Consider the following 12,273-nt stretch of genomic DNA (forward strand, 5'->3'; position numbering starts at 1 on the left):
CTGTTAGCCAAAGATGACGGGAATCGAATGCGGAACCCGCATCATGATCCCGTTGATCGGTGGAGCTGGCGCGGCCGGATCGAGCCGAAGATTGGGCAGGCGATCGAGAATCGCGTTGAGCGCGCGCGTCATTTCCACGCGCGCCAGGTGCTGGCCGATGCACACGTGCGGGCCATAGGCGAATGCAAAGTGCCGGTGACCGGCCTTGCGATAGATGTCGAACCTGTCCGGATCGGCGAAACGGCTGGGGTCGCGATTGGCGCTGCCCGCCACCACGTCGAGAAATGCGCCGGCAGGAATCTCGACACCGCCGAGCGTGACATCACGCGTCGCCATACGCGACTGCATCAGCACGGGGCCGTCCCAGCGCAGAGCCTCTTCGATCGCCGCCGCGACCAGCGTGCGATCCTGGCGCACCGCTTCGAGCTGTACCGGATCGCGCAGCAACGCAAGCAACAGTACGCTGGTCGCGCGATAGGTCGTGTCGCCGCCCGCATTCACCAGCTGGCGAAGAAACGAAATGACGACCTCGTCCGGTAGCCGCTCGCCGTCCACCTCCGCGGTGGCCAGCGAGCTCACCAGATCGTCGCCGGGATTACTGCGGCGCTCGTCGACGAGCCGCGCGAAATAGGTGCCCAGCTTCGTCGATGCCTCCACGCCATGCTCGACATCGATCGAAACCAGCGTCTGTGCGATGGCGAGCTTGTGAAAGATCTTCACATCTTTCGGCGGCAATGCCAGTTGCCGATAGATGATGTTGAACGGGTAGTGAAGCGTGAACTCGTTGACGAGATCCGCATGTCCGCGATCCATGAACTTCGACATCAGCTCGCTCACCACTGGGTCGACCAGCGTATCGCCCCATGCCGCGACGGTGTGCGGCAAAAAGGCCTTCTGGAAGATGCGGCGGTAGCGCGGATGCTCGGGCGCATCCATCGTCGAGATACTGCGCCCGAAGCTGATGCCGAGATTGCGCTCGTAAGACTTGTTTGAAAACGTTGCCGGGTCGCCAAGCACCTTCGAGACTTCGTCGTATCCGAATACGGAATAGTGCGCGACATCGGACATAGTCAGGTCCGCCGCGCCGCCCATCAGCACACGGTAGTCGCCTTCCTGAACCGCAGCCTTTTCCCGCAGTTCCGCAATGCGTGGATAAGGGTCCGCATCGGCACCGTAAGCGAGTGAATCCTCGAAAAAGGGGTTGAACTCAGGATCGTCGAAGTCCTCGAGTCGCAGCGCGCCGGCCATGGTTCCTGTCTCCATTATTCGTTTGTTTGCAGGCACCTCTGCTTTTGCGCGAGGTACCAATATTTGAACTATGTTCTATTTTGCACAAGTGTGCAAGATCGATTTATCATTCGCGGAAGGGGATGTTGCGCGCTTTCTGGCTCGCGCCCCGCCATCAAAGGGAAACCATGCCGTCCAGCACCACGCACGCCGCCAGCAGACGGGCGACTGCCGACAATGAGCCGCGTGCCACGGCGCGCAGCACGACGCCAGAGCGCATTCTCGATACGGCCGAGCGGCTGTTCGCGATGCACGGCTACTTCGGCACGTCGATTCGCGACATCATGCAGAGCGGTGGCATGGAGCTGAGCCTCGCGCGGTACCACTTCGGCAGCAAAGACGCGCTGTTTCAGCAGGCGATCGGCCGTCGCGCCGCGGTGATCAGCCGGCAGGTCATCGAATCGCTCGAGGCCGAACTGGCACCGCTGCAAGGCAAGCGCCCCGACGTGGAAGCAATCGTGACAGCACTTTCCGCACCGGCCTTCGCGCATCTGAAGAGCGGCGATCCGGGGTGGCGAAATTACTTGCGCCTGCTAACCCAGATTGGCTGTCTTCTGGAGCGCCCCGATCTCACGGCGCCGTTTTATGACCAATACGCGCCTGCGGCCGCGCGCTACCGTGACGCCTTCGCCAAGGCACTTCCCCGCGTCACGCGGGAGACCGTCGAACTGGTGCAGCATTTCGTCGAGTCCGTGTTCCATCTCGTGCTCAACGAGCTTTACGCGCAGGAAGCGCGCTCCGGAGCCAAGGCACTCACGACAGCACATATCGAGCGCATGCGCACCTATTTGATTCGTTTCGCGGTTGGCGGCATCGAGGCGATGGTCAGCTCCGCCTCGGCCCAGCGGGGTTCATGAGCATTGACAGTCGCAGCGACCGTCGTTCACAATTTAGAACATTATTCAGACTTACTCTGGCCGCAGCGAGCCTGCGGCCGTGCGAGATGGAGTTAGCCTCATGACAGCTGGAGACGCAGAGAACATCGCGCTGATCGTCGGGGCGGGTCACGCAGCAGGAGAATGCGCGACCGCGATCCGCGAACAGGGATGGACGGGACGCATCGTGATGGTGGGAGAAGAACCGCATTTGCCCTACCAACGGCCGCCGCTCTCCAAGGCATTCCTGTCGGGCGAATCGACCGCCGAGCAGTTGTACCTGAAACCGCTGTCGACGTACGACAAAGCGCGTGTCGAGTTCATCCCGAACACGCGCGCGCAGCGCATCGACCGTGACGCGAAACAGGTCACGCTGTCCAACGGCAGCGAAATCAGCTATACGAAACTGGTTCTGGCCACCGGCGGCCGCGCGCGGCGCCTCGCGTTGCCGGGTATCGAAGCGACCGAGAAGCTGCAGAATTTTCACTACCTTCGCACACTCGATCACGTCGCGCGCATTCGAAACCAGTTTCATGCCGGCTCGCGCCTCGTGATCATCGGCGGTGGATATATCGGGCTGGAAGTGGCTGCGGTAGCCGTGAAGCGTGGCTTGCGCGTCACCGTGCTCGAAGCGTTGCCGCGCGTCCTCGCGCGCGTCACGGCTCCCGAGCTTTCCAGGTTCTACGAGGAAGTTCACCGCGAAGCCGGAGTCGACATCCGTACCAACGCGATCGTGAGTGGGTTCGAACTCGACGCATCCGGCGACGCCGTTGCCGCCGTGTGCTGCGCGGACGGCACGCGCGTCGCCGCGGATCTCGTCATCGTCGGCGTGGGACTGGAGCCCGCCACCGAACTCGCGCAAGCGGCCGGCCTTGCTGTCGACAACGGCATCATGGTCGACGAACACACGCGCACGTCCGACCCGGACATTTTTGCGGTCGGGGATTGCACCAACCACCCCAACCCTTCCCTTGGACGCCGCCTGCGTCTCGAATCGGTCCCTAACGCGCTGGAGCAGGCCCGCACCGCCGCTGCGTCGTTGTGCGGCAAGGAGCGTGTCTACAACAGCGTGCCGTGGTTCTGGTCCGACCAATACGATCTGAAGCTCAAGATGGTCGGCTTGTCCCACGGCTACGACGAGTTCGTCCTGCGCGGCGATCCCAAAGCCCGCTCTTTCTCGGCGTTTTATCTCAAGGACGGCGTCATGCTCGCAGCCGATACGGTCAGCCGTGTACCCGAATTCGTGCTGGCCAAGCGTTTCGTTGCCGAGAAAATTCCGGTCCGCGCCGCCGATCTCGCCAACGAATCGATCCCGTTGAAAAGTCTGCTTCCCTAGTCCAATTCATTTTTCATGAGGTTCACAAGCCATGCCGCTCATTCGATTCATCCAGCCGGACGGCAGCGAGGCCGCCGTAAGCGCCAACGTTGGCGATTCAGTCATGCAAACAGCGGTGAACAATCAGATCCCGGGCATTCTCGGCGATTGCGGCGGCAGCTGCAGCTGCGCAACCTGTCACGCGTATGTCGACGCCACCTGGAGGAGCCACATGCCAGCGGCGGAATCCTATGAAGTCGACATGCTCACCTGCGCGATGGACGTGCGCGAAAACAGCCGTCTGACATGCCAGATCTTCATGACGCCGGAACTGGACGGGCTGGTGGTGCGTCTGCCCGATCTGACGGCGTAAGCGCGAGGAGCACGGAGGCCTGCCGCACGACGTCGATCTCCACGATGCGGAAGTTTGCGCGGCCCTCACTCCTTGCATTCCTCGCCAGTCCCACGAATGGCTACGTGGCGGGGCCAGGAGCCGAAGACGAGACCTCGCTTACGGCGCTTTCGTCAACGCGTCGATCGCGGGCTGTTCGCTGTTGCTCCAGAACGCCGCCCACGTCGGAAATCCTTGCGGAAGACGCGGCTGATACCGATCGCCTTCATACTTGCCGGGCCAGTTCTGCAAGCGCGGCGCACCGGGGCGAGCGAGCCAGTCCGTCGAATACCAATGCTGTTCGTCGCGACGCTCGAAGCACCATTGCCCGTCGCGCCGCACATAGTGATCGAAGTAGCAGATCGCCATCACCACCCACGCTCCGTTGTCCTCGTGCTCCGCGCGACAATAGACGCTTCCCGTCGCATGGTCGGCATCGATGAAATCGACGACGTGGCCGCAGATCTGGTGAATGCTGCGATAAAAGCCGCGCAGAATATGCTCGGACCCGTAGAACGTCTTCAATGCCGCGCGCCCTACGCCCCATCGGCCGCAATCGACGTCTTCGGCGAACAGTTGCACCAGGCTGTCCAGATCGCGCGAATCGACCGCGAGCGCGTATCGGACGGGCAATTGTTGGATGGCGAGCTGCGCCTCGATGCGCTCGATACGCGCGAGCAGCGCTGATTCCGTCGTCATGCCTTCCCCTTCGTAGCGTTGGCCATCGCGGCCGGGCGCGCGCGGATTTCGTCGGCATAGTAAGGCTGGTGTGAAAGAAGTCCGCCATCGACGTTGAACACCTGGCCCGTGACGAACGCCGCCTCATCCGAAGCGAGATACACCACCGCGTGTGCAATGTCTTCGGGCTGCCCGAGGCGAGGCGTGAGATGGTGGCTCAGCATCATCGCTCCGGTCTCCCCCGCGTAGTACGCCTGGGTCACCGGCGTGACGATCAGGCCCGGAGCGATCGCGTTGCAGCGTATCCCCTCCTTGCCGTGCTGCGCGGCGACGTAGCGCGTCAGCGCCTCGATACCGGCCTTGCAGACACCGTACGCGCTGTACCCCAGCGCGCCCGCCTGAGCGGCACCGGAAGAGGTATTGATAATCGAACCGCCGCCTCGTGCGCGCATCAGCGGCAGCGCGCACCGCGAGGCCAGCATGGTGCCGCGAAGATTGATGCGCATCGTGTCGTCCCAGACGCCGACGTCGAGTGCCTCGACTGCCGCATCGACCGTACTGGAAAGCGATGTGGCCGCGGCGTTGTTATGCAGGATATCGAGCCCGCCCCAAGTCTTGAGCGTCAGATCGAACAATGCATCGATCGAACTTTCGTCGCCGATATCGACCTGCGCCGGGACCGCGTGCCCCCCCGCTTCGTTAATACGACGAACCTGTTCCTGCGCGCCTTCGAGATTCAGGTCCGCCACGACGACCAAGGCGCCCTCCTGCGCGAGCCTGGCGGCACAGGCAGCGCCGATACCGGATGCGGCCCCGGTCACGATGGCAATCTTTTGCTTCACGCGTTGCATGATCTGCTCCCTGTCTCAGGCCGTTATCGGTGTCCGGCCGCCTGCTGCAACGCGGTCGAGATGAAAGTCGATATCGCCGAACATCTTCTCCATCATCGTCATCTTGCGGAAGTAGTGCCCTACCGGATATTCCTCGGTAAGCCCCATGCCTCCGTGCAACTGGATGCCCTGCGCGCAAACGAAGCGATTGGCGCGCGCGGCAACGGCTTTGGCCGCCGAGATGACGCGGCTGCGTTCGGCCGCCGGGCCGTTCAGGTGCGCGATCCCGCAGTACAGCATCGAGCGCGCTTCCTGCGTGGCCACGAACATCTCAGCCATGCGATGCTGCAACGCCTGGAACTTGCCGATCGGCTGGCCGAACTGCGAGCGTCCCTTGATGTACTCCGAGGTGATCGCCATCACGGCTTCCATCATGCCAAGGCTCTCGGCCACGCTCGCGAGACTGGCGAGTTCCGTTGCCTGCGTGAGCACCTGCAGCGAGCGTTCAGGTCCGACGATCAATGCATCTTCACTGAGCTCGACGTTGTGCAGATCGATATCCGCGGCACGCGATCCATCGAGCAAGCGGTACGACCGGCACGTTACGCCCGCGGCCCGGCGATCGACAAGAAAAACGCCCACGCCTTGCGACGCGCCTTCGACTCGCGCGGTCACGAGCAGCTGGTCCGCCGACGCGCCGGCGATCACCAGCGTCTTCGCGCCGCTGATCAGGTAACCCGAGGCGCTCTCGAGCGCGTGCGTTTGCGCGTGGCATCCCAGCTTGTACCGGCTTCCCGCTTCGCTGTCCGCGAGCGACAGCAGCAGCGTGCCGTCGATGACGGCGGGCAGCAGCGTCTCACGCCGGCGCCGCGCATCGCCTCGTTCGACGATCGTGGCGCAAAGCAGCGCCGTCTGCACGACCGGCTCGAGCGCCATACCGCGGCCGAGCGCCTCCATCACGATCGCCGTTTCGACGAACGAGCACCCGAGACCGCCGACGTCTTCCGGCATCGTCAGCCCGAGCCAGCCAAGTTCGGCATAGGCGCGCCAATGTTCGCGGCTGAAACCCTCTTGCCCCGATGCGATGCGCGTGCGCGCCTCGAATCCATACTCCTGCTGAACGTAGCGCTCTGCGCCGTCCTTCAGCATCGATTGTTCTTCGGAGAAGTTGAAGTCCATGGCTACAGTCCAAAAGCCAGCTTGGCAATGATGTTCTTCTGCACTTCGCGCGCGCCGCCATAGATCGTGGAGGCGCGCGCGATCAGATAGCCCGACGTGCGGCCGCCCATGTAATCTGGCCAATTCTCGTCGACCGCCAGATCGCCCTGCGGCTCGCCGTGGTCGTCGAAACGCATCGCGCGGGGACCGAGTGCGTCCATTTGCAGCTGCGTCACGCGCTGTTGCATCTCCGACCCACTGATCTTCAGCGCAGAGACGACCGCATCGAGATTGCGCTCGCTCTTCTCTTCCGCAAGGATGCGGAGCACCGACCATTCGAGCGCCATCAGGTCCGCTTCGACCTCCGCGACCTTGCGCGCGAAGCCGGGTGTATCGATGAGCCGCACGCCGTCCTCCCGCTCCTGCCCCGCGATGTCTTTCGCGCGTTGCAGCTCGCGTTTGTTGAAGTACAGGAACGCGCTCGCCGTGCGCTCCTTCTCGAGGAGGTACTTCGCATAGGTCCATCCCATGCCGGCCTCGCCCACGAGATGCGACTTCGGCACACGCACGTTTTCGAGGAACACTTCATTCAGGCCCTTGCCGCCCTCGATCGAAACGATCGGACGCACCGTGATGCCCGGTGTGTCCATGTTGACCAGCAGGAAGGAAATGCCTCGTTGCGGCTTGACGCTCGTATCGGTCTTGACGAGGAAGAAGCCCCAATCGGCAATCGTTGCGTCGCTGGTCCAGATCTTCTGGCCGTTGATCACGTACTCGTCACCGTCGAGCACGGCCGTGGTCTTCAGTCCAGCCAGATCCGAGCCCGCGTTCGGCTCCGAAAAGCCCTGGCACCAGAACTCGTCGCCGCGCAGAATAGGCCCGAGAAAACGCTCCCTCTGCCAGTCCGAACCGAACGCGATGATGACGGGCGCCACCATCTGCGTCGACTGCCACCCATAGTCCATGGCATCGGCGTTGTACAGCTCTTCCATGAAGATATGCTTGCGAAGCGCGCTCCAGCCGGTGCCGCCATGTTCGACGGGCCAATGGGGCGCACCCCAGCCGCGCTCGTACAGAATGCGCTGCCATCTGCGGATGTCATCGCGCGCAGGCGGATGCACGCCGACACGCCAGCGGCGTGAAATGTCGGCCGGCGCATGCTCACTGAAAAACGTTCTGACTTCCCGACGAAATGATTCGTCTTCCTCGCTATAGCCGAAATGCATGCCTGACTCCTGAATCTCTTGCGCCCTCGTTGTCTGCTCTGTCGCGCCACTGCGCCGCGCTTGTGCGGGTGCTCCGCCTAGCGGCCTCTGAAAGCCGGGGCGCGTTTTTCTCTCGCGGCGAGCCGGCCCTCCGCGGCGTCCTCGGAGTTCACCGCGAGCGCCACCGCGTTCAGTTCCTGCGCAAGAAACTCTTCCATGCCACCGGGGTTCAACCTGAACAACTGCTTGGTCAGCCCGAGCGAGAAAGTCGGGCCAGCCGCCAGCTCGCCAGCCAGCTTTTCGGCGGCCACGTCAAGCTCGCCGTCCTCGACGAGATGGCTGGCAAGACCCATATCGAGTGCTTCCTTGCCGCTCAGCCGGCGATTCAGATACATGATTTCCTTGGCGCGAAACTCGCCGCAATGACGCGCAAGCAGATAGACCATGCCGCCTTCCGGTAAGGTGGCGCGCATCAGGAAGGCGGGAATGAACTGCGCCGTATCGGAAACGATGAGCTGGTCCGCGCACAGCGCAAAGCTCCAGGCAATTCCCACGGCAACGCCTCGTACCGCCGCGACCACTGGCTTGTTCAGGTTGTACAACCGAAGCGCGATCTTCTGATACACCGCCATCGATGCGCGCGCGTGCGCCACGCTCATCTGCGGTGGCGCGGCGCCGCTGCCCTTGATGTCGGCACCGGCGCAAAATGCGCGGCCTGCGCCAGTGAGAATCACCGCGCGAATCTCCGGATCCTTTTCGATGCGATCGAGGTGGCCGAGAATCAAATCAAGCATTTCCGGCGTCAGCGCGTTGAGCTTCTCGGGGCGGTTCAGACACAGCGTCGCAACCGCGCCGTTCAAAGTGAGTTCAACATCCATGATGGTCGGATCTTCGTCTGAGTTTGGTTCGTCCGTTCGACGGTCTGGTCAACTGCCGCGAGCATGCAGGCGGATCATCCCGTCGCCGAACGGCTCGTCGCGGCGCTTGAGCGCTTCCTTAAGCCCAACCGCTTCCATGTCCGCCTTGAACTGCGCGCGGCGCGGCCCCAGGCTCTGGTGAGCCCGTGAGTCGTTTTCCACCGCGAGCCGCTGAAGCGTGCGCGAACCGGCCAGCTCCAGCCCGATGTTGACAATGCGCTTGTTGGCCGCAAGCAGATCGGCATCGACAAACGACAGACGGCGTGCCAACTCGCCCACCTCCGCTTCGAGCTGCTCTGCCGGCACCGCATCCATGACGAGCCCGATCTTCGCGGCATCGCGGCCCGTCAGCGAGTCGCCAGACAGCAGCAGACGCTTCGCCCACTGCGGGCCGACGTGATAGAACCACATATGCGCAGGCGGCGAGCCGTTCGCGCGCGTGGCGGGAAAGCCGATCCTTGCGTTGTCGGCGGCGATCACCATGTCGCACGCCAGCGCGAGATCCGTGCCGCCCGCAAGACAGTTGCCATGCACCTGCGCGATGATCGGCTTGTGGATATCCGCCATCAGATTGACCGTCTCCGACTGCCGCTCCATCGACCAGCAGTCGTCGTCGAAGCTGCGAATCGTTCCACGATAGTCACCCGGATCAGCGGCGTCCGCGGCCCGATCCGAATACGTCGTCACCAGATCGTAGCCTGCGCAGAAGTCGCGGCCAGCTCCCGACAGTACGATCACGTTCACCGATTTGAGGTCGTCGGCTTCGAGCAACGCCGCCTTGAGTTCCTGCAGAAGCGGATTGTTGATGGCGTTGCGCTTGTCCGGACGACTCAGCGTGATGCGCGCAACGCGTTGCGCCACTTCAAACTTCACGCACTCCGATGTTTTCAGCCATTTGGCCATGGTCGATTCCCTCCAATTGAGGCGATTGCCGTTCACCGGGCAAACTGCGCGCGCAGACTCACCTTGCTGATCTTGCCCGTCGGCAGCCTCGGCAATTCGTCGACGAATGCAATGGCTTTCGGACATTTGTAGCTCGCGATCAAGCCGCGACAGAACTCGATCAATTCGGCTTCGCCCGCTTGCTCGCCACGGCGCAACACGACGATCGCCTTGACGCACTCTCCCCACTTCTCGTGCGGCGCGCCGATCACCGCCACGTCGATGACTGCCGGATGCTGGAGCAGCGCATCTTCGACTTCACGGCTGTAGATGTTCTCGCCGCCGGAAATGATCATGTCCTTCTTGCGGTCGACGAGGAAAATGTAGCCGTCCTCGTCCTGGTAGCCCATGTCGCCCGAGCGATACCAGCCATCGCGCAGTGCTTCCACCGTCGCCACGCTGTTGTTCCAGTAGCCACTCAACTGCGTCTGCGAGCGCAGCCAGACCTCGCCGGTCTGGCCTTGCGGCAGATCGTTGCCTTGATCGTCGACGATGCGCAGGTCGATGCCGGGGCACGGGCGCCCCACCGATGCGAGACGCCGTACCTGTTCCGGAGACCCTTTGGGCTTGACCTCGTGCGCAGGCAACCAGCAGGCGTTGCTCTCGGTCATGCCGTATTGGACCGAAAACACCGGGCCGAGCACCTGAATGCCGCGCGACAGCAGCGGTGCAGGCACCGGGGCTGCCGCCGTGACGATGTTTTCGATGCTGGACACGTCATAGCTCGACAGTTCGGGCACATCGAGGACCGCCTGAAGCATCGCGGCAACCATGAACGTGAAGGTGATGCGTTCTTCGGCGATCGTCTCGAGCATTTGCTTCGGCTCGAAGACGCGATGCACGACCGTCGTGCCGCCCATCCAGGCCACCGAATTAACGAAGCCAATTCCACCGACGTGGAACGCCGGGGTCGTCTGTAGCACGCGGGTATTGCCCGAAAACTCCGTCACCAGCGCGCAGCTTTCGGCGGTGACGCACATGGCATGGTGCGTGCGCACGACGCCCTTGGGACGCCCCGTGGTGCCGCTCGTGTACATCAGGTACGCGTAGTCTTCCGGTTTCGAACGGATCGGCGGCCCTTCCACTGGGCCGGCTTCCATCACCGCCTCGAATGAAACGGCCCATTCCGGCGCGTCGCCAATGCAGATGTACTGCTCGATTTCGGGCAGTTGCGAACGCAGTCCGTTCACGACATCGGCATACTGAGCCTCGAATACGAGCGCCTTTGAGGCCGCGTCCTTAAGAATATAAAGAATCTCCGCGGGGGCCAGTCTGAAATTGACGGTTGCCAGAATGAAGCCGGCCCACTCGCATGCACGGTAGCTCTCGTAGTACTCCGCGCAATTCATCGCGAGGATCGCAACCCGGTCCTGACGCCGCAGGCCGCGCTCATATAGCGCTCCCGACAAGCGGCGTGCACGCTCCGCCAACTGACTGTGCGTCAGACGCCGGTCGCCGTACACGAGCGCAGTGTGGTCGGCATGCAAGCGAGCGTTTCGCTCGACCATCTCGCCAAGGGTTCTCATCTCAATCCCGTCGTTGTTTTGTCAGATCGACTGTTAGCCAGCGAGCGTCTGCGGATCGGCCAACACGGTTCCAATGAATGCGGCGAACCGCGCTGCGTCGGCTCCGTTGATCACTCGATGGTCGTAGCTGAGCGACAGGGGCAGCATCTTGCGCCAGCTGACGCCGCCGTCGTCCGCCGGCGCGGCTGCCAGCCGGGTTTTAGTCACACCGAGAATCGCCACCTCCGGCGCATTGACGATAGGCGTAAAACCAGTACCGCCAAAGCCGCCGAGCGAACTGATCGAAAAGCAACCGCCCGACATCTCTGCCATCGATAAACCCTTTTCGCGAGCCTTCTGCGAAATTGCCGCAAGTTCCGCCGAGAGTTCTTCGACGCTCTTCCGGTCGCAATCGCGCAGCACCGGCACCAGCAATCCGAAGCGCGTGTCCACGGCGACCCCGATGTGGAAGTACTTCTTCAGAACGATGTTTTTGCCGTCACCGTCGAGCGACGCGTTGAATTGCGGGAACTCCTGCAAAGCCCGCACCACTGCTTTGATAAGGAAGACGAGCGGCGTCAGCTTAACCGCCGTGCCCGCCTCGTTACGGGCCTTGCGATAAGTTTCGAGCGACGTAATATCAGCGTCGTCGTGGTGGGTCACATGCGGGATCGTCAGCCAGTTGCGCGACAGGAAGGCTCCTGTGAGCTTCTGGATGCGCGACACCGGCTTGACTTCCACTTCGCCGAATTCGGCGAAATCGACCTGCGGCCAAGGCGGCAGATTCGCGCCGAAAGCGGGGACTGCAGCCTCGCCGGGGCCGGTATTCACATCGGACTGCGGTCGCGTAGCAACGGATTCGACACTCATCGCGGATGCCTCTTCGAACGACTGTTGGACAGCGTGACGGCCTATGGCCAATCAGACGATTTCGGCCAGCACCGTGCCGACGGGATACACTTCGCCAACCTGGGCAACGATGCGCAGCGTGCCCGACGCGGGCGACTCGACCTCCTGAATCGATTTGTCGCTTTCGAGCGCGTAGAGAATCTGCCCTTCGCTCACGGTTGCGCCGTCGTCCGCCAGCCATTCGGCTAGCGTGCCTTCGTTCATGGAAAAGCCCAGTTTGGGAAGCAGCACTTGTGTGGTCATGGCCTTGCTCTATTGATG

13 protein-coding genes are annotated in these 12,273 nt (G+C 62.6%); 3 read left to right on the top strand and 10 right to left on the bottom strand.

What is annotated here, in order from left to right:
• Positions 1-3 precede the first annotated feature (3 nt).
• A complete protein-coding gene (locus F6X37_RS13720; protein WP_187611681.1) occupies positions 4-1,248 on the bottom strand; it encodes a cytochrome P450 in 1,245 nt (414 codons plus the stop codon).
• Positions 1,249-1,415: 167 nt separating this feature from the next.
• On the opposite strand from F6X37_RS13720, the gene F6X37_RS13725 reads away from it, so the two are divergent.
• The 3 genes from F6X37_RS13725 (at position 1,416) to F6X37_RS13735 (ending at position 3,850) form a co-directional block, all read left to right on the top strand.
• Entirely contained in the window at positions 1,416-2,144 is a 729-nt protein-coding gene (locus F6X37_RS13725) for a TetR/AcrR family transcriptional regulator (RefSeq protein ID WP_187611682.1), read from the top strand.
• Positions 2,145-2,244: 100 nt separating this feature from the next.
• Positions 2,245-3,498 (top strand): NAD(P)/FAD-dependent oxidoreductase, encoded by a 1,254-nt coding sequence (locus F6X37_RS13730; RefSeq protein WP_187611683.1) that lies wholly within the window; start codon positions 2,245-2,247, stop codon positions 3,496-3,498.
• Positions 3,499-3,529: 31 nt separating this feature from the next.
• The gene (locus tag F6X37_RS13735) at positions 3,530-3,850 is read left to right on the top strand and encodes a 2Fe-2S iron-sulfur cluster-binding protein (protein WP_187611684.1); all 321 of its coding nucleotides are present in this window, start codon (positions 3,530-3,532) and stop codon (positions 3,848-3,850) included.
• A gap of 138 nt (positions 3,851-3,988) precedes the next feature.
• Here F6X37_RS13735 and F6X37_RS13740 read toward each other — a convergent pair whose 3' ends face one another.
• From F6X37_RS13740 to F6X37_RS13780, 9 genes are all read right to left on the bottom strand, one after another.
• Positions 3,989-4,567, bottom strand: coding sequence for a nuclear transport factor 2 family protein (locus F6X37_RS13740; protein WP_187611685.1), 579 nt, complete (start codon positions 4,565-4,567; stop codon positions 3,989-3,991).
• Positions 4,564-5,397: an SDR family oxidoreductase gene (locus F6X37_RS13745; RefSeq protein WP_187611686.1), complete on the bottom strand. Its 834-nt coding sequence runs from the start codon at positions 5,395-5,397 to the stop codon at positions 4,564-4,566. The genes F6X37_RS13740 and F6X37_RS13745 overlap by 4 nt, the downstream gene beginning before the upstream one ends.
• A 15-nt stretch (positions 5,398-5,412) precedes the next feature.
• The gene (locus F6X37_RS13750) at positions 5,413-6,555 is read right to left on the bottom strand and encodes an acyl-CoA dehydrogenase family protein (RefSeq protein ID WP_187611687.1); all 1,143 of its coding nucleotides are present in this window, start codon (positions 6,553-6,555) and stop codon (positions 5,413-5,415) included.
• Between the two features lie 2 nt (positions 6,556-6,557).
• Positions 6,558-7,760, bottom strand: coding sequence for an acyl-CoA dehydrogenase family protein (locus F6X37_RS13755; RefSeq protein ID WP_187611688.1), 1,203 nt, complete (start codon positions 7,758-7,760; stop codon positions 6,558-6,560).
• A gap of 77 nt (positions 7,761-7,837) precedes the next feature.
• Positions 7,838-8,617: an enoyl-CoA hydratase/isomerase family protein gene (locus tag F6X37_RS13760; protein WP_187611689.1), complete on the bottom strand. Its 780-nt coding sequence runs from the start codon at positions 8,615-8,617 to the stop codon at positions 7,838-7,840.
• A gap of 48 nt (positions 8,618-8,665) precedes the next feature.
• The gene (locus F6X37_RS13765) at positions 8,666-9,559 is read right to left on the bottom strand and encodes a crotonase/enoyl-CoA hydratase family protein (RefSeq protein WP_090808822.1); all 894 of its coding nucleotides are present in this window, start codon (positions 9,557-9,559) and stop codon (positions 8,666-8,668) included.
• Between the two features lie 32 nt (positions 9,560-9,591).
• On the bottom strand, positions 9,592-11,124 hold the full coding sequence (locus F6X37_RS13770; protein ID WP_187611690.1) for a class I adenylate-forming enzyme family protein: 1,533 nt from the start codon (positions 11,122-11,124) through the stop codon (positions 9,592-9,594).
• A gap of 33 nt (positions 11,125-11,157) precedes the next feature.
• Positions 11,158-11,973, bottom strand: coding sequence for a 2-oxo acid dehydrogenase subunit E2 (locus F6X37_RS13775; RefSeq protein WP_187611691.1), 816 nt, complete (start codon positions 11,971-11,973; stop codon positions 11,158-11,160).
• A gap of 51 nt (positions 11,974-12,024) precedes the next feature.
• A complete protein-coding gene (locus tag F6X37_RS13780; protein WP_018425497.1) occupies positions 12,025-12,255 on the bottom strand; it encodes a biotin/lipoyl-containing protein in 231 nt (76 codons plus the stop codon).
• Between the last annotated feature and the right edge of the window lie 18 nt (positions 12,256-12,273).

It is taken from the genome of Paraburkholderia sp. 31.1 (genome assembly GCF_014397645.1).
Classification (GTDB): domain Bacteria; phylum Pseudomonadota; class Gammaproteobacteria; order Burkholderiales; family Burkholderiaceae; genus Paraburkholderia; species Paraburkholderia tuberum.